The sequence below is a fragment of the Brevibacillus sp. JB24b genome, assembly GCF_051713385.1.
Lineage (GTDB): Bacteria > Bacillota > Bacilli > Brevibacillales > Brevibacillaceae > Brevibacillus_B > Brevibacillus_B laterosporus.
In genome coordinates this window covers 64,227-85,839 of record NZ_JBNVQV010000001.1, presented here as the reverse complement: position 1 = coordinate 85,839, position 21,613 = coordinate 64,227, and the positions used below count along the sequence as shown (strand labels likewise).

The window sequence follows — 21,613 nt, the reverse complement described above, 5'->3', positions numbered from 1 at the left end:
AAAAAAGTCTACGTTCAGAAACTTTGTCCATTATACCACACAGAGGAAGTGAGTTATCAAGGGGGATGAGATGTGCATTCTTCGTGGTTTACTTGCATGTAGTAGAGAAAGTCAAAAAAAACAAGCCTTACACAAGAGGCTTGTTTTTTTGACTGTCGTTATTTAATCACTATTATTGTTCCATTTGTTTGGCTAAGAATCCAGCGGCTGTTTCTGCCATTTTCAGCTCTAACTCGCCCATTTTAGCTTCTGCTTTGTTGACCAGGATCACTGCACCAATCGGGTCCCCACCTGCAACGATAGGAGCCACTACATAAGACGAGTATTGTTCCGGCATATCACGACATAATTCATATTGACCAGAATTTTTTTCTACCCTACTCTTACGCTCTTCCAACGATTTTTCTACTAGACTACCAATCGGTTTTTCCAAGTATTCTTTCTTGGAAGCACCAGCTACTGCAATGACCGTATCTCGATCGGAAATAATGACAATATGATTTAAGCTTTCGTATAAAGAGTCAGCATATTCCTTAGCAAAATCAGCTAATTCTCCAATTGGAGAATATTTTTTAAGGATTACTTCCCCATCACGATCGACAAAAATCTCAAGTGGATCCCCCTCACGAATACGAAGTGTGCGACGGATTTCCTTCGGGATTACGACCCGTCCGAGGTCGTCTATACGACGAACAATTCCAGTTGCCTTCATAACCTTGTTGCCTCGCTTTCTTGAGAAGACTGATTTTGTGGTTTTTTGAGGATTTACTCCTATGATTTCCTATCTTCTCGCTTTTTACTAATATCTTGTATTTGTATTTGTTACCAATAAGCCTTGCTCTGTACTCTCCCCCGGGCGGTAGCGAGTGATAATAGTATTTGCCTTGGCAAGAAGAATATGCGATCAAAACAAAATTAAACCAGCCTTTTTTATTTCAAGGTAACCCTTTGATGAATTTCACTTGCACCGACATTTATACAATAGAAAAAGCTCCTCCTGCAATCGACCACAAACTGTAAACACAGTTCGTTTGATTACAAAAGGAGCCACTCTTTATCTATGCTATTTTGTTTCAGGAGCAGGGGTTGGAGCTGGAGTAGCTGGTGCTTTTACCTCTGGAAGAGATTTTTTCGTAATAATCGCGTCCAGATCCTTGGTAACATATTGCTCAAACTTCTTCTCCAAAACTTGCTGCTTCAACTGATCTTTTACTTCATCAAATGTTTTTACTTTACGATCTTCTACTTTAACAATGTGATAGCCATATTCAGTCTTTACTGCTGGTTCACTGAGCACTCCAATCTTTTGAGTTAGAGCTGCCTTCTTAAATTCTGGCACCCAGTTGTTTACGTCAGCATTTGCATACAATCCACCGTTTGCTTTACTACCTTCGTCCTCAGACACTTGTTTTGCAAGAGTAGCAAAGTCCTCCCCTTTTTTCAAACGAGCAAGATAATCTTTTGCCAACTTGTCTGCTTCTTCTGGCTTACGGTTCTCGAATTTAACCAAAATATGACGTACAGAAGCTGTTGTATATGCAGATTTATCTGCTGTATCATATGCTTTCTTCAAATCTGCATCTTTTACTTCACTTTCCATAACCTTCACAGAAGCATTAATACTTGCTAGCTGTTTAACAATCGCTTCCTTTGTGATGTTATGATTCTTCATCAATTGATTAAATTTATCCTCGCTACCAAGAACTTGGATATACTGGCCTTTTAGCGATTCAAAAGATTTATCCGCTTCTGTAGCTGCTGTTTTCTTAATCGCCTCGTCAGCCTTTTCCGCTTTTAGCTTAGTAGCTAGGTATTGACGGGCATAGTTATCGATCATCTCTTGTGTGGAAACTCCAATGGCATAGGCTTGCGGAGGATTCATGAAGCCAAGTGCACGCAAGAAGTCCTCAAACTCCTGACCTGTTAGCTTCCCACCCTGATATTCAAAAATAGAAGCATTCGGATCAACTGTAAAAGGCAATTTAACTGGCGGGAATTGTGCCAGGGTATCTTCCGTATCAGCCGGTTGTTCCGCCCCCGGTTTAGCTGGTTGTGCTGTTTCAGCCTTATTAGTCGTTCCGCAGCCACTCAGAATCGCTAGCGTTAATGCCGTGGTGGAAAGTAGGGCCAACACACGTTTACCCTTCGTAAATGTTGTTTTTTTCATGAAACAAAACTCCCTTCTCGGCACCTTTAGCACCTAGTGGATTTAGTGTAATGAGGGATCAGGACTCTTACTCTTTTCAATCAGATGGAAGTCGTTAATTAAGTCTATTACCATCTTGACCCCAGCCTCAATCTTTAACCCCTTAACTTTAACAGTTACGATGATCTGTTGTCCACCTGGGGTCGTTGAAAGCCCAATACGTCGATCATATTTACTAGACAAGCCAAATAAAGCCCCACCATCAATGTTAGAGGTTTGCTGTTCTGCCAAAATGATTTTAATAACATCAGGATCTTTCTGACTAATCTCAACAATATGATGTACCATCGCTTGAATACGTAAACGTGAAATCATCAGCAAGTTGTCCACTGGATATGGGATATTACCAAAACGGTCGATCAACTCATCAGCAAGATCATCCAGCTCCTCGATTGTTGAGGTTGCTACAAATTTTTTGTACATCTCGATCTTCTGACGACTATCAGTAATGTAATCAGAAGGTAGGTACGCATCAACTTGTAAATTGATTTCGACTGGTGGAACAGGGGCAATCTCTTCTGTCCTTACTTCACCACGTAAATCATCAATCGCTTCCTTAAGCATTTGTGTATACAAATCAAATCCGACAGTATTAATGAAGCCATGTTGCTCTGCTCCCAATAAATTACCTGCCCCACGAATAGATAAATCTCGCATGGCAATTTTAAAACCAGATCCAAGCTCAGTGAATTCTTTAATAGCCTGTAACCGTTTCTCAGCTACCTCTGTCAATACCTTGTCACGTTGGTATGTGAAGTAAGCATAGGCAATTCGATTAGAACGACCTACGCGCCCACGTAGCTGATACAGCTGAGACAATCCCATTCGGTCTGCATTATAGATGATTAGCGTATTAACGTTTGGGATATCGACACCAGTTTCAATGATCGTTGTACTTACCAGCACATCATAATTCCCGTCTAAGAAATCGAGAATAATTCTTTCTAGCTCACTTTCATTCATTTGTCCATGAGCAACCGCTACCCTAGCATCAGGAACTAGAGCAGAAATATGCTCAGCCATTTGTTCAATACCTTGTACCTGATTGTAAAGGAAGAATATCTGTCCTTCACGGGCCAGTTCTCGTTCAATCGCTTCTCGAACCAGAGCTGGACTATAATCTAATACATAGGTTTGTACAGGAAAGCGATTTTCTGGCGGTGTCTCAATGACAGATAAATCACGTACTCCTAGCATGGACATATGAAGCGTACGGGGAATAGGAGTAGCTGTAAGCGTCAGTACATCTACATTGGTTTTTAATTGCTTCAATTTTTCTTTATGGCTTACACCAAAGCGCTGCTCCTCATCGACAATCAATAACCCTAGGTCGCGGAATAAAATATCCTTAGACAGCAATCGATGCGTACCGATCACCACATCTACCGTTCCTTCTTTTAGACCCTTCATTGTTGCATTTTGTTCCTTTCGAGAACGAAAACGGCTCAAAACCTCCACTCTGATCGGAAAATCAGAGAAACGCTCTTTAAAAGTTTCAAAATGCTGTTGAGCTAGAATTGTGGTCGGTACAAGTAAAGCTACCTGTTTTCCGTCCATAACCGATTTAAAAGCGGCACGTATCGCTACTTCTGTCTTTCCATACCCTACATCCCCGCAAACCAATCGATCCATAGGGCGCTTGCTTTCCATGTCAGCTTTCACTTCTGTGATAGCACGCAATTGATCCACAGTCTCCTGATACGGGAACATAGCCTCAAATTCTCTTTGCTCCAAGCTGTCCTTGTTAAAGCTATAGCCGACAGCTTGTTCTCGTTGCGCATACAGCTTGATTAGATCCTCGGCGATATCTTTTACCGATGTTTCTACCTTGCTCTTAACACGTTTCCATTCATTCCCGCCTAAATTATAAATTTTAGGCTGAGCTTCTTCACTGCCCACATACTTTTGTACATGATCAATTTGATCAATTGGTACAAACAAACTATCTCCGCCTGCGTACTGTACATGTAAATAATCCTTATGAATACCTAGGATTTCCTTTGTTTCAATTCCTAGATATTTACCAATCCCATGATTAATGTGTACAACAAAGTCACCAGGCTTTAATTCCATGTAGTTCTTGATGCGCTCAGCATTGCTCATGTTTTGATTTACTTTGCGAGCTTTGCGCTGTTTTGCTGTAAAGACTTCCCCTTCCGTAACAACAACCATTTTGCTTAATGGCATCTCAAAACCGCTTTGAATATTTCCAATAATAATAGTAGGTCGGCCTGGAGGAATTGTTCGTACCTCTTCTAGCAGCAAATCAGCTTCCATCTCATAATCATCTAATACTCGTTCCAAACGCTTGGCACGCTCCGCATCGGCAGCAGCAAAGATGATTTGATGTTGACCCTTTATCCATCGTTGTAGCTCGCTTTTTAATACGTTCATTTGCCCATGAAAATTTTGCATCGTACGACAGTTCATGTTGACGATATTTTGTGGATGCGTTTTTGGGGTTTGACGTAAAAATAGCGACAAATAAACAATCTGTCTCTTCTGCTCATGAATTAGCTCATCATACGACCGCGACAGAATAAGATTTGACATAAAATCGCCTTGCTCAATACGACCAGTGACCCACTCTGATTCGTCCTTTTGCAGTTGAACCGCAGTATCAATAACACGGGACGGTTCATCAATAATCAGTAACGTATCAGAAGGTAGGTAATCCAGGATGGTTTCCATCTCAGGATATAGGACGGATAAATAACTGTATAAATTAGCTGGTCGGCTACCTTGGCGCATGATTTCAATATCGCGTCCTATTTGCTCCATCAATCTTTCTTTTACAACTTCATCCTTAGTGTTACCTAATGTTTCACCTAGTTTTTTCTCTAAGTAAGTAGCACTCTCAACTAATTTTGATGAAAAAACGATCGTCTCTTTTACCGGGCCAATCACATATTGTTCCAAATGTTCTTGAGAACGCTGAGTACCCATATCAAATGTTCGTATGGAATCAATCTCTTCATCAAAGAGTTCAATTCGAATCGGCCAGTCCGAATCAACAGGAAATAAGTCAACGATTCCACCACGAATACTTAATTCACCTTTACGCTCAACCATTTCAACACGTTCATAGCCTAATTCGACCATTCTCTCTAAAAAGTCATGTAAATCTAGTGTTCCTCCACGACTGACAGTCATTTGGGCCTCTTTCCATACTTCGTGAGGCACAGTTAAACGGCGAATACCTGCAAAAGGAACAACCAAAATACCCGTGAAGCCATTCGCTAAACGGTTAAATACTTGAATACGTTGTGCTAATGTCTCTGGACTCGCAATTGCCATCTCTGACCCAATCAGCTCATTACCCGGATAAAGCATGACTTCTTCTGGGGAAAGGAGTTCTGCTACGTCCTCATACACTTTTTGCGCTTGAAACATATTATGCGTCACAATACACAAGGGGCGCTTACTCTCTTGATAAACAGCTGCCATAAAAATATGACGCGCGGAACCAGATAATCCGGCCATCAACTGTTCGTGTAAACCTTGTGACAAACCAGCAAGAATGGTTCCGAAATTGGAATCTTCTTTTATACGATTAATGATGACTTGCATCCCTAATCTCCTCTCCAACCTTACTCTCCTATTACTACATAGGTTACAGCACTAAAACTGCGGCGCAGATCAACCTACCCACATCGCAGTTTGTACAAAAAAGTTATTTATTTATTCAATCGATAAAAATCCACAGGTAGCCTTAGCTACCCAAAAAGCTAAGGCTACCTAAATTTGCATGCCTTGTCATTTTGAAAAGGTAAAAATTCACAAGAAAAATAGTTGCTACTGTAGTGGATTACCTACAACGGACAGATCAGGATTTTGATCAAGGGCTTCTTTACAATAATCACAAACAACGCGAACAACTGTATTCCCTATCTCATCCTTGGATATTATATGTTGGCGCTCTTGTTGGGTCAAGAATTGAAAGCCTAGCTGCCATTCGGATACATCCGATTGCTGAATTTCTCCCACTTTCATTCCACAACAACGACATACATAGCGGTAACTCATATGATTACCCCCTAAGTGAAAATATAGTACTTTCTTCCACTTAGTATGGGCATCTTATAGCTATTCGATACTGTACCTACCCACGTGTTGGATTATAGTGGTTCATAACTGTCAGGAAGCTATCACCCTTAATCCAATCCTCACTGGCTTTTGCTGCTGATTGAATTGCATCCTGGATATGCGGCAAATCACTTTTTGGAAATGAGTGTAACACATAGTCACTCACACTTTTGCCTGGCTCAGGACGATCAATACCAATTTTGATGCGGCTAAAATCTTGGGTGCCTAAATGTGCAATAATAGATTTAATTCCGTTATGTCCTCCTGCACTACCCTTTTCCCGCAATCTCAGCTTGCCTACCGGTAAGTCAAGATCATCATAGATGACAACTATATCCTGTGCCGTCAGTTTATAAAAAGAAACGATTTGTCCTACCGTTTCTCCAGATAGGTTCATGTAGGTTTGTGGTTTTACTAGTAAAACCTTTTCTCCTTGTACATTTCCCTCTCCTATAATGCCACGAAATTTCATCGTGGTTAACGGAATTTGTAATTCTTTACTTAATGTATCTATTGCAAGAAACCCTACATTATGTCTGGTATCCTCATATTGTTTACCAGGGTTCCCTAACCCAATGATGACTTTCAATGAAATTACCTCCAAAGCAAAATAACCTACTTATTTCTATTGTACATGAATGTAAGCCTTTTAAAAAGAAAGGGAAGTCGACTTCTTCCGTCAAAAACCGGCATGCCCATACATAGAAAGAGCCTCCCAAATGGATTGGGAGGTCACTGGTTATACTTTTTCCGCTTCGGCTACAGGAGCTTTTGCTTGTTCTGCAACTTCCATAGCACTTTGCTGAGCTTCAATTGATTCATCCGATTTTGCTTTTGGTGGGAGTACGCTAATCACTACTTCCAGCTCATCAAGATGCACTTCTACGTTTGGAGGTATTTGCAAATCTTTAACAAGTACAACATCTCCTATATGTAGTCCATCTGTATCTACAGAGAGTGTTGCTGGAATATCTGTAGGTAAACAAGAAATCTCTACACTATGACGTACCAATGTAGCAACTCCTAATTCAGGATCTCCTGTCATAGTAATAGGCACAGACGTATGAATTTTTTCTTTCATGTCAATCTGTTTAAAGTCAGCATGCAAAATTCTACCTTGAACCGGATGTCTCTGAAGCTCATACACCATCACATCATATTCTTTTCCATCTACTTGTAACGTAAAGGGAACGTTGGTGTTTTGCTCACGTAAGGCTTGATCCAGCTCAAGCGCAAGTATCTTTACTTCCTTATTCCCTACATCTGTTCCGTATAACATAGCAGGAACCCAGCCCGAGCGACGAATCGCTTTAGCTGTAGTTCTATCTTGAGCTGTACGTACCTCTGCTTTAATTGCTACCATAAAAAAACCTCCTCTGACCAAGTAGATCTAAGACAGTTCTAGCTTGTCCAGAGGAGGTTGTGTTTATCAACTATACTGTAATTTTAATCGAACAATTTACTAATTGACAATTCTTCGTGAACACGGATAATCGCTTCTCCAATCAATGGAGCCACAGATAATACCTTCACCTTATCAATTAATTTGTCTGAATCTAAAGGAATCGTGTTTGTTACAATTAATTCCTTAATCATGGAATTTTGGATACGCTCTATAGCAGGACCAGAGAGTACAGGATGTGTGCAGCAAGCATACACTTCACGAGCACCTGCATCTACCAATGCATTAGCAGCTAAAGTAATCGTTCCGGCTGTGTCAATGATATCGTCAATGATGATAGCTGTTTTACCTTCAATGTTACCAACAATATTCATAACCTCAGCTACGTTTGGTTCAGGACGGCGTTTATCAATGATGGCAATTGGGGCTTCTAATCGTTCAGCCAGTTTACGAGCACGTGTAACTCCTCCGTGATCTGGTGATACAACAACAACGTCTGAGAGATTTTTCTCTTGGAAATATTTAGCCAAGATTGGAACTCCCAACAGATGATCTACAGGGATATCAAAGAAACCTTGAATTTGCGTTGCGTGTAAGTCCATTGTAATCACACGCTGTGCCCCTGCTGTTTCGATAAGATTTGCCACTAATTTCGCTGTGATTGGATCACGAGAACGCGCTTTGCGATCTTGTCTTGCATATCCATAATACGGAATCACAACGTTAATGCTTTTGGCAGAAGCACGTTTTAGAGCGTCGACCATAACCAGTAACTCCATCAAGTGTTCGTTAACTGGTGCGCAAGTAGGTTGGATAATGAATACGTCTGATCCACGCACACTCTCATTTAGCTTGATTTGGCACTCACCGTCGCTGAATCTTGCTGTCTCCATGTTGCCCACGTTTAAGCCGATATGTTCAGCAATCTCCTGAGCCAATTTAGGATTGGCACTGCAAGTGAAAACCTTCAGCTTCGGGTCACGATAATTAGCCATCTTGTTAAAAGCCTCCCGTTATTCTTATTCGCTTTGTTTACGTGGTAGTTTTACCGCGTAGTCCAGTTTATTGGTTTGGCGTTCACGCGCAATGGCAAACGCTCCATCTGGTACATCTTGATTAATGGTCGAACCGGCAGCAACGTAAGCATCATGACCTACCGTCACAGGTGCAACTAAGTTAGAGTTGCATCCGATGAAGGATCGATCGCCTACTATCGTCTTATGCTTCTTCGCTCCATCATAATTCACGGAGATTGTTCCGCATCCAACATTAACACCTTGACCAATCTCTGCATCTCCTAGATAGCTGAGATGAGGAACTTTACTTCCTGCACCAATTTTAGCATTTTTCAGCTCCACAAAATCTCCAATTTTTACCCGAGAGCCAATATGTGTCTGAGGTCGTACATACGCAAACGGACCAATTGTAGCCTGTTCATCCACTTGGCTGTCCACTAGTACGGAATAAGAGATACTTACACTATCCGCCACTTGCATATTGGTTAGTTCAGTCTGTGGGCCAATTTTGCAGTCTGTGCCAATAACCGTTTTTCCTCGCAAATAGGAATTCGGTTCAATTATTGTATCGGCTCCAATCACTACATCTGCTTCAATATAGGTAGAAGCTGGATCAATGATAGTAACACCGTTCTTCATGTGTTCAATAGCAATGCGTTTACGCATATAAGCTTCTGCCTCAGAAAGCTGAACGCGATCGTTAACCCCCATAGTCTCATCGGGGTCTTGGGCAGCATAAGCCGATACTTTCTCGCCCGCTTCTCGTAGAATACCCACACAATCGGTGATATAGTATTCACTCTGAGCATTATCATTTTTCACTTTGGATAATGTTTCCCAAAGCTTCTGATTATCAAAGCAATAAATACCTGTGTTAATTTCTGCAATGTTACGTTCCTCGTCCGTCGCATCCTTATGCTCAACGATCCGTAACACTTCATTTCTTTCATTTCGAACAATACGACCATATCCAGTTGGATCGGCCATTAAAGCGGTTAAAACGGTAGCAGCAGCGTTCTGCTCTTCATGATAAGCCAATAGCTTGGCAAGTGTTTCCTTTGAGAGCAATGGCACGTCCCCATATAAAAGCAGGGTCGTTCCTTCTTGGTCCTTTAAGAAATCCTTGGCTTGCAAAGCTGCATGAGCTGTTCCCAATTGTTCTGCTTGCATGGCGTATTGAACACGGTCTTGTAGCGTATCACGAACTTTATCAGCTCCGTGTCCTACTACTACAACCACATCGTTTACTTGCATGGAAGCCAAAGTATCCACAACATGCTGAACCATTGGCTTGCCGCATACAGGATGCAGTACTTTATACAATTTGGATTTCATACGTGTTCCCTGACCAGCAGCAAGAATTACCGCATGTATAATAGACATGTTAACCCTCCAACATACTGAAGTTCCATCATGACTATATCTTAAAATAGGTGTTCATTTCAAGACATGATGAAACTTTTCCTATTTGATAACTCTCCATAAAACAACTACTATTTAAGTAACATACTCTATTTTATTCAAAATACAAGGAGGATGAAATGAGTACAGATGTATATATATTGACAGGTTATCTGGGTAGCGGAAAGACGACTCTGCTACAACAACTGCTAGCCTATCTGCGTGATCAGAGCAGTAATGTTGTTGTCATGATGAACGAAATGGGAGAAGAAGATGTAGATGGGGAGCAAGTCGAGGGATTTGGTTTTCCAGTAAAAAAAATGTTAAATGGTTGCATCTGTTGCTCCATTCGCGGAGAGCTGACAGAAAATCTCAAGGAAATCATGCAAAATATAAAACCAGAGCACCTCATCATTGAAACAACAGGTGTAGCCGATCCCATTGAAGTAGTTGATGCCATGACGCATCCCGAGCTTTATGACAAAATGAATTTAAAAGGAATTATCAGTGTCATAGATGCTTCGAGGTATCTAGAGCTGACTTCTTTTTTTCAAGCCGGTGGAGCTTTAATTAAAACGATTCGGAATCAGGTAAAGTATGCTGACCTATTAATCATAAACAAAGTTGACTTAGTTGAAGAAGATATATTAACAAAAGTAAAAGCAAAGCTTCAGGAGGCAAACGCCCATGCTCCTATGCATGTGACGATACGTACAGAAATGGATTTGGAGAAGCTGCTACAAGTAAAACGGCTTGCTCAAAGTAGGGAAATGTCAAATGTATCCCCCTCTATTCCTGTTCAAAAAACGATTGGCCGATTTTCTCCATTAGATAAATTAAAACAAACATTAGGGTTTAAAACAAACCCGCCTTCCCTTTTTCATTCTATTGATACATTTTCATACCATTTCAGGGGTCCAGTTGATGCTGAAGCCTTTGAAGACTTTCTGTACCATCTTCCCAAAACAATCTACCGCGCCAAAGGATATGTGCAATTTATTGGACAAGATGACCTAATTTCTTTCCAGCAAACTCAAACACAGGTGCACTTATTTCCTTTTACCAATTTCGGGCCAAAAATGGTAGCCGTCTTCATTGGAGAGGGGTTTGATAAAGACAATATTATAGAAGCCCTAGAAAAATGTTACCGCACTTAATAAATGAACCAGTTATACCGAAAAAAATAAAAAAGCACCCTAAAAACAGGTGCCCTTTTATTTCATTTTTCATTAATTTCAGAATTATGACGTTTGTAAAATGCCTAGGCATTCACCGAATACAGGGCGAATGCCAGCTCTTTTTCATCATGCTCCCGCTTCAATCTGCGCTTCTTCTTCAACTCCGACACGCTCATATTCAGATAGAACTGCTGCCTGAATTTTTTCGCGAGTTGTTGAAGAAATTGGGTGGGCAATATCTCGGAATTCACCATCAGGAGTGCGTTTGCTAGGCATAGCCACAAACATTCCGTTGTTCCCATCAATTACGCGGATATCATGAACCACAAACTCGTGGTCGATGGTAATTGAGGCAATCGCTTTCATTCTGCCGTCCGTATTAACACGGCGAAGTCTTACATCAGTTACTTCCATCATGTTCACTCCCTTTATCTATGTCGGATAGCGTATATTTTCAACGTGATGGTTAAATATTCCTGCTTTTTTTCCGAAAAATTGTAAAAAATATTTTTATCTGTCTTTTCTTTATTTTGATATAGAAAAGGGTCCCATTCATAGCTAAGCTATAAGGACCCATTACATCTAGTGTATTATTCTTCTTTATTGGAAAAATAACTACCTAGTTCAATCATTATTTGTTTTTCTTTGACATCTACTTCTTGTAGCTTAGCAAGTGAAATATAATCTTCAATTAAGCGATCCTCATCATCTGCTGTTTCTACAAACACGCCACAACCCACAACCGTAGCCTTGAACTCCTGCAACAGGTCCATCATACCTTGAATGGTTCCACCTGCTTTCATGAAATCATCCACAATTAGGACACGAGACTGTTCTGGGAGTGCACGTCTGGCAAGAGACATCGTCTGAATGCGTTTACTGGAACCAGATACGTAATTAATACTTACTACTGAGCCCTCTGTTACCATATTGTTTCTTCTTACCACCACCACAGGGACATTCAAAAAGCTTGCAGTCGCATAAGCAAGCGGAATACCCTTTGCTTCTACCGTCATTACTACGTCTACATCACTTTGACGAAAAGCCGAGGCAAGTAACTTTCCAATATGATTTAAGGTTTTAGGATCGCCAAGAATATCAGACATATACAAATATCCGCCTGGCAATAAACGCTCAGGTTTAGCCAATTCCATAATCAATGTTTCCATAAACGCTGCGGCATGTTCATGAGTGGTTCGCGGGATGTATTTAACTCCTCCAGCCGCACCTGCTACCGTACGTAGGTCACCGATTCCCTGAGACTCAAATGCTTCTTTGATAATGGACAAGTCTTCACTGATAGAGGACTTGGCCGAACCATATTCTTCTGAGAAATATGTCAGGGGAATCAATGTGTGTGGATGAGCTAACAGATGTTGTGTCATGTCCACTAACCTCGCGCTTCTGCGCAATTTTCTCATCAATTCTTCCTCCAAACAAAAAGCCGTATATTATTACCATAATGTAACATTAATGTACGTGTTTAATCAAGTATTTCCATCTCTGCTTCGCCTAACATTCGGACTGCATACACATCTTTGACAAATCCTCGCAATGCATTATAGATCCGATGCACCTTAGCTTCTTTTTGTACCAAAGCAAATACCGTGGGTCCACTTCCTGACATCAGTACACCATCTGCCCCTGATTCTAGCATAAGCTCTTTAATTTGACGGACTTGAGGATAACGAGTAAGTGTAACCTCTTCCAAGACATTACCCAACGATCTTGCCATTAAAGAAAAATCTTGCTCGCCTATAGCTTGTAGCATCTTTTCTGTCTTTGGATGCTTCTTAATCTGATCGACCCGCAAGTTTCCATACACATCTGCTGTGGAAACACCGATCGGCGGCTTGGCCAATATCACCCAGCAGGGGGTGGGACTGATCATGTGTCTGAGTTTTTCTCCTCGGCCTTTAGCCAGGGCTGTCCCTCCGTACACACAGAAAGGTACGTCAGAACCGATCTCTTCCCCAATCAAAGCCAATTCGTCCAGACTTAGCCTCAAATTCCACAAACGATTCAAGCCTCTTAGCGTTGCAGCTGCATCGCTGCTTCCTCCTGCTAAACCTGCTGCAACAGGAATTTGTTTGTCTATATAGATATGGACACCTTTATTGACCGAATAACGCTCTTGTAATAACTTGGCTGCCTTATATGCATGATTTCGCATATCATTTGGAACAAAGCTTGCGGAACAATCGATTAGGATATCTCTTGACTCCAACAATGTCAGGTCAACGCGATCGGCCAAGTCAACCGTAGTCATAACCATCTCAACTTCATGATAACCATCTGGTCGCTTGGAGAGTACGTCCAATGTAAGATTTATTTTTGCGGGAGCTTTGATTGAAACTCGCACCGTGTTCACCTCAGCTTATCCTAATCTCTTCTTCTGATTTTATCACAGGCAGAAATAAGCTTGCCACTTGCGAGTGGGAAAGTCAATAAGAAACAAAAAAGCCGTGGGAATTCCCTACGGCTTTTGGATGTCAGTAAGTTATTTTGTCGATTGTCTAGCTAATGCTTCTTCGGCAATTTGAATTGCTCGTTTCACCATGTTACCAGCATCGCGGGTTGTAATGCCACCCCAGCCTTCGCTTTTGACGGTGTCGTAAAAGCCCAATTCCTTGGCTAATTCATTTTTGAACTCCTCGGACATGATGCCTCTTCTTCGACTCATCGTGCTTCAGCCTCCCTTACTTACTGACAAGGTTAGTATGATCAGTAAAGGGTAAAACAAAACAGTAGAACATAGGCTCTACTGTTGAATAAAGGTAATCTTTATGTGTGTATCGTCTCGACATACCATTAGTTCTACTGTTTCCGTCAAAATATCAGCATAGCTGTAAGAAACTCGTTCAAATAACTGGTCGTCATCAAGCTTAACTACAAATACTGAGGGGTATGTCTCTTCTAGGATGCCAGTCCGCTCGACGGTCTTACGACGACCGCCATTGGCCTTGAGCATGATACGTTCTCCAATGTGTCCGTCCAAACTGCGTTTAATATCAACTAACGCGTTCCTAGCCATTCCAATTATCCACCTCGCTTATGTACAAGTATAACAGCCTATCCTTAGTTTGTCAAACAAACGAAAAATTATATCAACCAAATGAGCTTTTTGTCAATGAATTTTTTAGGACATTTTTGTCATTTCTCATCGAAAAATATCTCACCGTCCATAAAAAATGCCCTATCCTTTTCGTGAAGGATAGGGCATACACTTATTTTATCTATAATCGGTGAATGGTATTGGCTAATGTCGCAAATTCCTGAATAGATAGCGTCTCTCCACGTCTGCTTGGCAGAATATTAGCTTCCTCCAGCGCTTGTAATGCCAGCTCCTTCTTTTCTTTACCAAAATAGTTGGTAACTAAGTTATTCAATAACGTTTTGCGTCTTTGAGCGAAGGAAGCTTTTACAATCCGGAAGAAAAGCTTTTCATCTGCTACCTCTACGATTGGTTGCTTACGAATAGACAGCTTGATGACCGCTGAATCAACATTAGGTCTAGGAATAAATACGCTGGCTGGCACAATCATCTCTATGTTAGTCTCGGCATAGAATTGAGCTGCTACACTTAGCGAGCCATAATCCTTCGTACCAGGTTTAGCGGCAATGCGCTCTGCCACTTCCTTTTGAATCATGACAACAATATGATCAAGCTGAATACCTGACTCCAACAACCCCATAAGAATTGGTGTCGTTACGTAATAAGGCAGGTTAGCTACCACACTTACTCCAGTACACCCAGATAGGTGTTCTTCTATAAGGGCAGCCACGTCGAGCTTCAATACATCACCATGAACCACTGTGATATTATCGTAAGGAGAAAGTGTCTCCTCCAAAATTGGCAAGAGTCGTTGGTCGATCTCAATCGCCATTACTTTTCCTGCTGCTCGACAAAGCTGCTCCGTCAAAGCTCCAATACCTGGTCCTATCTCAATAACAGCTTTATCTTTAGAGAGCTCTGCAGCATCTATGATGTTATGCAAAATGTTTATATCGGTTAGAAAGTTTTGTCCCAAGCTTTTTTTTAGGGAAAAGCCATACTTCTCAATGACCTCCCGCGTTCTGGTCGGAGTTGCGATATCTTTATATCCAGCCGTCATCTACTAGCTTCCCCCTTGTTCTGAATCAATCTGGTTCACAGCAGCATCAAATTCTGCCTTACTGATTTGAAACATGTTTAGCCTTTTACCCAGTTGTTTAGCATTAGAGTAACCGATGCCCAATATCTCTCCTAAACGGGTACGACGATGCTTCGTATCCATTCCCGCTACCATTCCGGCTTGCACGAGGTGTTCTAAGGTAATTTCTCCCTGCCCCTCTAGGAATTCTGTTTTTACATCAGAAAGAGCCTGTCTAATTACTTCCGGTGTTGCATGCTCCACACCCAGGTTTCTTCCCTTTTTTCTAGCATCCTCTTTTTTTATAAAAGCATGCTTACATCCAGGCACATATTGACTAACAATTTTTCTAATGCGTTCACCTGGATAATCTGGATCGGTAAATACGATCACTCCGCGTTTCTGTTGTGCCATCTTTATTTTTCGAAGGGTTACCTCGTTGATTGCGGAACCACCTGTCTCGATGGTATCAGCATCGACTGCCCGCTTAATTGCGGCCGTATCGTCTCGTCCTTCCACCACGATAACCTCTTTGATCTTCATCCGTTAATCCATCCTTCGTTCTTGTGTACTTGCTTGCAAAAAAAAATTTTTTATTTGTCCTAAAATAGGAAACGAAAGCAAGCTTACTTGCGTATAAGAAGTATAGAGATTCAAACAGCTTACCACATTTATTAACAAAACAAAAGACAGGAGAGACTCCTGCCTTTTTCCTAAAGTAGCTGTTACGGCAACTTCGGGCCGATTACATGTACTTTGTATCCTTTTTTTCTACCGAATCTCATTGCTTCTGATTCGCTACCCAAATATACATCCATCTTGTGCCCTTTGATGGCTCCCCCGGTATCCTCTGCACGACGATAACCGATGCCCTCAATATAGACCCACCAGCCTAATGGAACCAATTTGGGATCGACTGCCACTGTTTTTCCAACTGTAGCTTTTACACCCATTGCTGTTCTTCCGTATCCGCCGCCAGCGTTCGGAGCATAGGCTGTAAGAGTTACATTATTCAAGACGCGTTTTGAGCGAATATTTTTTCCACCACGCGAAGGTAGGGAAGCCGCCATAACTTCTTGTTTCTTCGTACCCACTGCCAAAACGCGGTCTTGTTTTTCTGTTACCACGTCGGTTTTCACCAGTTTGCGGGATACCTCTTTACCATTCTCCAGTACTACACTATAGTGCAGTACAGCTTTCCCAGCTTGACCTTTTTTTAATTCACGCACTTCTCCCTTGTTGAGGGAAGTGTCATTTTGGCGTATTTCTCGAAAAGCGATATCTTTACTGACTTGAACTGCTTTTTCTTCCACTCTAATGACAGAAATTTCCGTATCTTTCGTCAGCTTTGAATCTACAGATGGATTTATTTTATCCTTCTGACTTACTTTGACACCTGCATCCGCCAAAACACCGGCTACTGTTCGTTTTGTTGTAGGAACCACAGTCTTCTGTCCGGCAATTTGGACAGGTATTGCCCAGCTCGTTTGCAAATCAACGGTCATGGCTTTTTCAACAGATGTCTCCAAGCCTGGTTGAATACTATCTTTATCGGTAAGTTGAATTTGTTTTTCTTGTAATAATTGCTCAACCGTTTTTGCCGTAGTCATGACTTCCTGGGATACCCCATCAATGACTAACGTTACTTGCTTTGGCTGGGTAGATAGGTTAAAGAAGTAGATACCCACTGATAACAACACAAAGGTTGCAGCTCCTAAAATTGAGAGGAACAATCGATTGTGCGGTACCCAGATTTTACCTAATTCCATTCCCCACACTCCTTTTTTAAGCCTGAGAAGGATATTATATCACTTTTTTTCTTTTGTCAAATTCTCCCCCTTTTCCTCTCCAGATTGTGCGGCTGATTTTTTTACGAAAAATCCAGCTATTCCTATGTCTCTCAACATGTCTTTTACCTTACCAAATAAGCCACGGAGAATGAAAGCAGTTTTCTGTCGAGCAATTCTGTCGATTCCTCGTTTTCGTTCGACAGGGCACGAAACACACTTTAAAAAAAGCCTACGAAAGGGAACCTACGAAAACATGTTATGTCAATATGCAGATCGATAGAACGTATTTAATTTTTACTCATCGCCTAGCTATCATGTGACAATCCTGTAACAAAAAAATAAAAACCCATTAAAAGTTTATATATATTAATACTTTTTGAAATTTCAATAAAATATTTTCTGTTATATACTTGCTTTTATTTGGCTACATTATATTTTGTTTACCAATAATGGAAAATAAGCAGGTAAACTTCTCTTTTTTAGTTTTAAATATATTAAAAATTCACCTATACTAATCAATTGAATTTACATCACTTTTTTATACAAAAATAAGAGAATTTTCTTGAAAGCATTTTCCAACCATTCTTTAAAAAGTACTTGCTAGAAAGCTACTTTTCCATCAAGAGACAACACATTCCCATAAAAAAAGCCCGACCAATTTCCAGATGAAATCAATCAGGCTTACCCGTTCCTTCATTATAATATAGTTTCTCTAATGTTAAACAAACGACGTGCATTATCAGCCGTAATTTTTGCCAATTCCTCATATGGCAATCCATGAATCTGAGCCATCTCTTCTGCAACATATTTGACATAAGCTGATTCATTTCGCTTACCTCTAAATGGATGAGGTGTTAAATATGGGCAGTCCGTTTCAATTAAAAGACGCTCCAGCGGAATTTTTGCTGCCACTTCTTTTGGTTTTTTTGCATTTTTAAAAGTAAGAGGTCCTCCAAAAGAAATATAAAAATTCATATCTAAAGCCATCTTAGCCAATTCATAACTACCAGAGAAGCAATGCATAATGCCACCTACTTCTCCTGCTTTTTCTTCTCGCAGGATATCGATAATATCCTGATGTGCATCTCGGTCATGAATAATAATAGGCATTTGTAATTTTCGAGCCAGACGAATCTGTTTACGGAATACCTCTGCTTGTACATCACGTGGTGACGTATCCCAATAATAGTCCAGACCCATCTCTCCAAGCCCAACAACCTTAGGATGCTTACTCAATTCTTCTAACCATTCTAGGTCTTGTTCCTTCATAGTAATAGCATCTTGTGGATGCCAGCCAACAACTGCGTAAATAAAGTCGTACTTCTCAGCAAGCTCCATTGTTGTAGGGATTGTTTCGCGGTTAAAACCAACGTTCACAATTGTACTTACTCCATTTGCCTGCGCACGAGCAATTACGTCGTCGCGATCTTCATCAAATTGTTCCGCATTCAAATGTGCATGTGTATCAAACAGCATGGATTTCCCTCCTTTATTTCATAACCTGTATTGATATCGTTTACCGTTGAGATCATGACTCAAAAAAGGCAAGCAGTGCGAACGCCACACAAGGCTCCCGCACTGCTTTTAAGCAAAATTCTTCTTATCTATTAGCTTGCTAGTCTATTTTACAACAGAACCATTCGGCATGCTGGCATCAACAGTAGAAACTGTTAATTGGTCACCATGAGAAGCAGCTAAAATCATACCCTGAGACATTTCTCCACGTAATTTTACAGGCTTCAAGTTTGTTACTACGATAACCTTTTTACCAACTAAATCCTCTGGTTTGTAGTATTTTGCAATTCCTGATACGATTTGGCGTTGTTCATCACCTAAATCAACTTGTAAAATTAATAATTTATCCGCATTTGGATGTGCAGCACATTCTTTTACCTCTGCTACACGTAATTCAACTTTAGCAAAATCATCAATTCCGATTAAATCTTTTGTTTCAGAAGCCTTTTCTTTTGATTCAACTGTCTCTTTTTTCTCTTCGTTCACTTTGCCTTCTCCTTTCAATGCATCTTGTTTCTTTTTATTCTCTTCTGCCTGTTTGCGAGCTTCTGCTGTGCTTGCATCAATATAAGATAGCTCCTGTTCAACATCAAGGCGTGGGAATAACAATTCTCCGCCGCGATTTACCTTTATCCCGACTGGTAATCTTCCCCATTCACCAGCTTGTTCCCACGTCAATACAGACTCTTGTTCTGCAACACCCAGTTGAGCCCAAATTTTGGCTGGAGTCTTGGTCATAAATGGTTGCAACATAATAGAAGTAATGCGGATACTTTCCGCTAAATTATACATGACAGTTGCTAGCCGCTCTTTATTTTCTTCGGATTTAGCCAAAGTCCATGGTTGTGTTTCATCAATATATTTATTTGTGCGGCTCACTAGATCCCATAGATGGCTCAGTGCATTACTAAAGCGCATCTCGTCTAAATGCTCTTCTACATACTGTTTCGTTTCAAGCGCTTGCTTTATTAATTGATCATCGAATTCCCCTGATTGACTTGGATTTGGAATGATACCGTCGAAGTATTTTTCAATCATGGCAATCGTACGACTGACCAAGTTACCTAGATCGTTTGCCAAGTCGTAATTTAAGCGTTGTATAAAGCTTTCTGGTGTAAACACTCCATCCTGACCAAAGGCGATCTCACGAAGCAGGAAGTAACGAACCCCATCAGAGCTATAACGCTCAATTAAGAATTTAGGATCGATAACATTCCCTTTCGATTTAGACATCTTACCATCTGGCATCAACAACCAACCGTGACCAAAAATTTGTTTAGGTAATGGAAGATCCAACGCCATCAAGATAATCGGCCAATAAATCGTATGGAAACGGAGAATATCCTTTCCTACCAAATGAACATCAGCAGGCCAGTAACGTTGGTACTTTTCATCGTTGTCAGATAAGTAACCAAGTGCTGTAATGTAGTTAGCAAGCGCATCAATCCATACATAAATCACATGCTCTGGATCTGTTGGTACCTTTACGCCCCAATCAAATGTACTGCGAGACACACTCAAATCCTGTAAGCCAGGTTTTAAAAAGTTATTTACCATCTCATTGCGACGAGATTCAGGCTGGATAAAGTCAGGATTTGCCTCAATATGAGCAAGTAGTCTGTCTTGATACTTAGACATACGGAAGAAATAATTCTTTTCCTTTACCATCTCAACAGGACGTCCACAATCTGGGCAGAAGTAGCCTTTATCGGTTTTCGCTTGCGTTTCTGTCCAAAACGCTTCATCTGGCACACAGTAGTATCCTTCATATTCGCCTAGATAAATGTCACCTTGATCGACTAAGCGTTTAAATATCTTTTGAACGATAATTTCATGTCGTTCCTCTGTTGTACGGATAAAATCATCATAAGAAATGTCTAGTTTTAACCATAAGTCTTTAATCCAATCAACTACAGGATCAATAAACTGTAAAGGAGCTAATCCTTCTGCAGCAGCACGTTCTTGCAATTTTTGACCATGCTCGTCTGTACCTGTCAGATAATACACATCGTAACCACGCAATTTTTTGTAACGTGCCATCGCATCTGCAGCAATCGTTGTGTAGGCATTCCCGATATGTAGCTTATTACTTGGATAGTAAATAGGCGTTGTAATATAAAAAGTTGGCTTTTTCGTCATGTTATGCACCCTCCTAAATATGTTTTTACGCATACAAAAAAGACTCCTCCCCTAATTGGGACGAGTCTTGTACTCGCGGTACCACCCAAATGCTCCGTTTCCTCACAGAAACGGACTCGGTAAGTAGTCAACAGCTACTCTCCTATAACGCAGGAATACGTCGCCCCTTATCCGCCATTTCCTACAATGGCTGTTCATGAACGAAACTCAAGGACCATCTTCCACTTCTTTCGCTTAACTGGCTTTCACCTGCCCCAGCTCTCTAAGTAAGCTCTGGAAGTGTACTCTTCCCATCAACGTTTACTCTAAAAATGATACTTCTATTGTATACTAAATTATCTGTTCATAAACATAATGTCAAGGGATTTACGATAGGTTTCTTTTTCGCCAAAAAAATGTCGAATCTCCGAATATAATTCGACATTTTTCTATATTAATATCCATTATTAGGTTAATTTGTCGTATGACATTTTCCAGCTTTTATGAAAAAAGATTTCTGACATATTCATATACAAAGGGGTTTTTAGCCTCTAATTTAATATAATTGTTACTGTTATTTCGTGATTATCACGTTTTATTCATGTAAATTGTAATAAATGTAAAAATACCATTGACACCTTTGGTAATCACTGGTATCATAAGCTATAATAAATTGTCGAATATTGACGATTAATAGATAAACATTCGGTATTCATCGATACAGGATCCACCCACTTTTTTTAAGAGTTTGAGAGGAGCTTGAAGGGT

The 21,613-nt window shown here is 40.6% G+C and carries 19 protein-coding genes and 1 other annotated feature; of the genes, 1 reads left to right on the top strand and 18 read right to left on the bottom strand.

The window, feature by feature from the left end:
* Nucleotides 1-172: 172 nt before the first annotated feature.
* The 8 genes from spoVT to glmU form a co-directional block, all read right to left on the bottom strand.
* Nucleotides 173-712, bottom strand: coding sequence for a stage V sporulation protein T (gene spoVT / locus ACQV1I_RS00405; RefSeq protein ID WP_094702198.1), 540 nt, complete (start codon nt 710-712; stop codon nt 173-175).
* A gap of 351 nt (nt 713-1,063) precedes the next feature.
* A complete protein-coding gene (locus ACQV1I_RS00400) occupies nt 1,064-2,167 on the bottom strand; it encodes a peptidylprolyl isomerase (RefSeq protein WP_094702196.1) in 1,104 nt (367 codons plus the stop codon).
* 42 nt (nt 2,168-2,209) lie between these two features.
* Nucleotides 2,210-5,776 (bottom strand): transcription-repair coupling factor, encoded by a 3,567-nt coding sequence (gene mfd / locus ACQV1I_RS00395; protein ID WP_094702194.1) that lies wholly within the window; start codon nt 5,774-5,776, stop codon nt 2,210-2,212.
* 225 nt (nt 5,777-6,001) lie between these two features.
* On the bottom strand, nt 6,002-6,232 hold the full coding sequence (locus tag ACQV1I_RS00390; protein ID WP_018672321.1) for an anti-sigma-F factor Fin family protein: 231 nt from the start codon (nt 6,230-6,232) through the stop codon (nt 6,002-6,004).
* Nucleotides 6,233-6,308: 76 nt separating this feature from the next.
* Nucleotides 6,309-6,881 (bottom strand): aminoacyl-tRNA hydrolase, encoded by a 573-nt coding sequence (gene pth, locus ACQV1I_RS00385; RefSeq protein ID WP_116335066.1) that lies wholly within the window; start codon nt 6,879-6,881, stop codon nt 6,309-6,311.
* Between the two features lie 150 nt (nt 6,882-7,031).
* Nucleotides 7,032-7,655: a 50S ribosomal protein L25 gene (locus ACQV1I_RS00380; RefSeq protein WP_116335067.1), complete on the bottom strand. Its 624-nt coding sequence runs from the start codon at nt 7,653-7,655 to the stop codon at nt 7,032-7,034.
* 83 nt (nt 7,656-7,738) lie between these two features.
* Nucleotides 7,739-8,689 (bottom strand): ribose-phosphate diphosphokinase, encoded by a 951-nt coding sequence (locus ACQV1I_RS00375; RefSeq protein WP_018672324.1) that lies wholly within the window; start codon nt 8,687-8,689, stop codon nt 7,739-7,741.
* Nucleotides 8,690-8,713: 24 nt separating this feature from the next.
* The gene (gene glmU / locus ACQV1I_RS00370; RefSeq protein ID WP_094702190.1) at nt 8,714-10,093 is read right to left on the bottom strand and encodes a bifunctional UDP-N-acetylglucosamine diphosphorylase/glucosamine-1-phosphate N-acetyltransferase GlmU; all 1,380 of its coding nucleotides are present in this window, start codon (nt 10,091-10,093) and stop codon (nt 8,714-8,716) included.
* Between the two features lie 158 nt (nt 10,094-10,251).
* On the opposite strand from glmU, the gene ACQV1I_RS00365 reads away from it, so the two are divergent.
* A complete protein-coding gene (locus ACQV1I_RS00365; RefSeq protein ID WP_094702188.1) occupies nt 10,252-11,268 on the top strand; it encodes a CobW family GTP-binding protein in 1,017 nt (338 codons plus the stop codon).
* A 147-nt stretch (nt 11,269-11,415) separates the two neighbouring features.
* On the opposite strand, the gene spoVG is transcribed toward ACQV1I_RS00365, so the two are convergent.
* The 10 genes from spoVG to metG all read right to left on the bottom strand — a co-directional run bounded on the left by spoVG (nt 11,416) and on the right by metG (nt 20,866).
* Nucleotides 11,416-11,703, bottom strand: a complete 288-nt coding sequence (gene spoVG, locus ACQV1I_RS00360) for a septation regulator SpoVG (RefSeq protein ID WP_003343428.1) — start codon at nt 11,701-11,703, stop codon at nt 11,416-11,418.
* A gap of 176 nt (nt 11,704-11,879) precedes the next feature.
* A complete protein-coding gene (gene purR / locus ACQV1I_RS00355) occupies nt 11,880-12,710 on the bottom strand; it encodes a pur operon repressor (RefSeq protein WP_094702186.1) in 831 nt (276 codons plus the stop codon).
* A gap of 62 nt (nt 12,711-12,772) precedes the next feature.
* Entirely contained in the window at nt 12,773-13,651 is an 879-nt protein-coding gene (gene ispE / locus ACQV1I_RS00350) for a 4-(cytidine 5'-diphospho)-2-C-methyl-D-erythritol kinase (RefSeq protein WP_018672328.1), read from the bottom strand.
* Nucleotides 13,652-13,789: 138 nt separating this feature from the next.
* Complete coding sequence (locus tag ACQV1I_RS00345; protein ID WP_018672329.1) at nt 13,790-13,972, bottom strand: small, acid-soluble spore protein, alpha/beta type; 183 nt, start codon at nt 13,970-13,972, stop codon at nt 13,790-13,792.
* A gap of 78 nt (nt 13,973-14,050) precedes the next feature.
* Nucleotides 14,051-14,323, bottom strand: a complete 273-nt coding sequence (gene veg / locus ACQV1I_RS00340) for a biofilm formation stimulator Veg (protein WP_003333913.1) — start codon at nt 14,321-14,323, stop codon at nt 14,051-14,053.
* A gap of 202 nt (nt 14,324-14,525) precedes the next feature.
* A complete protein-coding gene (rsmA, locus tag ACQV1I_RS00335; RefSeq protein ID WP_094702184.1) occupies nt 14,526-15,404 on the bottom strand; it encodes a 16S rRNA (adenine(1518)-N(6)/adenine(1519)-N(6))-dimethyltransferase RsmA in 879 nt (292 codons plus the stop codon).
* 3 nt (nt 15,405-15,407) lie between these two features.
* Nucleotides 15,408-15,965, bottom strand: a complete 558-nt coding sequence (rnmV, locus tag ACQV1I_RS00330; protein WP_094702182.1) for a ribonuclease M5 — start codon at nt 15,963-15,965, stop codon at nt 15,408-15,410.
* A gap of 182 nt (nt 15,966-16,147) precedes the next feature.
* Nucleotides 16,148-17,191 (bottom strand): 3D domain-containing protein, encoded by a 1,044-nt coding sequence (locus ACQV1I_RS00325; protein WP_116335068.1) that lies wholly within the window; start codon nt 17,189-17,191, stop codon nt 16,148-16,150.
* Nucleotides 17,192-17,908: 717 nt separating this feature from the next.
* The gene (locus ACQV1I_RS00320) at nt 17,909-18,688 is read right to left on the bottom strand and encodes a TatD family hydrolase (RefSeq protein ID WP_018672334.1); all 780 of its coding nucleotides are present in this window, start codon (nt 18,686-18,688) and stop codon (nt 17,909-17,911) included.
* A 144-nt stretch (nt 18,689-18,832) separates the two neighbouring features.
* Nucleotides 18,833-20,866 (bottom strand): methionine--tRNA ligase, encoded by a 2,034-nt coding sequence (metG, locus tag ACQV1I_RS00315; RefSeq protein WP_236645902.1) that lies wholly within the window; start codon nt 20,864-20,866, stop codon nt 18,833-18,835.
* Between the two features lie 53 nt (nt 20,867-20,919).
* Nucleotides 20,920-21,172: a binding site (T-box leader), on the bottom strand.
* Nucleotides 21,173-21,613: the final 441 nt, after the last annotated feature.

Excerpts from the sequence above, each read along its gene's own strand:
- spoVT (WP_094702198.1), bottom strand. The coding sequence starts at position 712 with ATGAAGGCAACTGGAATTGTTCGTCGTATAGACGACCTCGGACGGGTC.
- ACQV1I_RS00400 (WP_094702196.1), bottom strand. The coding sequence starts at position 2,167 with ATGAAAAAAACAACATTTACGAAGGGTAAACGTGTGTTGGCCCTACTT.
- mfd (WP_094702194.1), bottom strand. The coding sequence starts at position 5,776 with ATGCAAGTCATCATTAATCGTATAAAAGAAGATTCCAATTTCGGAACC.
- ACQV1I_RS00390 (WP_018672321.1), bottom strand. The coding sequence starts at position 6,232 with ATGAGTTACCGCTATGTATGTCGTTGTTGTGGAATGAAAGTGGGAGAA.
- ACQV1I_RS00380 (WP_116335067.1), bottom strand. The coding sequence starts at position 7,655 with ATGGTAGCAATTAAAGCAGAGGTACGTACAGCTCAAGATAGAACTACA.
- ACQV1I_RS00375 (WP_018672324.1), bottom strand. The coding sequence starts at position 8,689 with ATGGCTAATTATCGTGACCCGAAGCTGAAGGTTTTCACTTGCAGTGCC.
- glmU (WP_094702190.1), bottom strand. The coding sequence starts at position 10,093 with ATGTCTATTATACATGCGGTAATTCTTGCTGCTGGTCAGGGAACACGT.
- ACQV1I_RS00365 (WP_094702188.1), top strand. The coding sequence starts at position 10,252 with ATGAGTACAGATGTATATATATTGACAGGTTATCTGGGTAGCGGAAAG.
- spoVG (WP_003343428.1), bottom strand. The coding sequence starts at position 11,703 with ATGGAAGTAACTGATGTAAGACTTCGCCGTGTTAATACGGACGGCAGA.
- purR (WP_094702186.1), bottom strand. The coding sequence starts at position 12,710 with ATGAGAAAATTGCGCAGAAGCGCGAGGTTAGTGGACATGACACAACAT.
- ACQV1I_RS00345 (WP_018672329.1), bottom strand. The coding sequence starts at position 13,972 with ATGAGTCGAAGAAGAGGCATCATGTCCGAGGAGTTCAAAAATGAATTA.
- veg (WP_003333913.1), bottom strand. The coding sequence starts at position 14,323 with ATGGCTAGGAACGCGTTAGTTGATATTAAACGCAGTTTGGACGGACAC.
- rsmA (WP_094702184.1), bottom strand. The coding sequence starts at position 15,404 with ATGACGGCTGGATATAAAGATATCGCAACTCCGACCAGAACGCGGGAG.
- rnmV (WP_094702182.1), bottom strand. The coding sequence starts at position 15,965 with ATGAAGATCAAAGAGGTTATCGTGGTGGAAGGACGAGACGATACGGCC.
- ACQV1I_RS00325 (WP_116335068.1), bottom strand. The coding sequence starts at position 17,191 with ATGGAATTAGGTAAAATCTGGGTACCGCACAATCGATTGTTCCTCTCA.
- ACQV1I_RS00320 (WP_018672334.1), bottom strand. The coding sequence starts at position 18,688 with ATGCTGTTTGATACACATGCACATTTGAATGCGGAACAATTTGATGAA.
- metG (WP_236645902.1), bottom strand. The coding sequence starts at position 20,866 with ATGACGAAAAAGCCAACTTTTTATATTACAACGCCTATTTACTATCCA.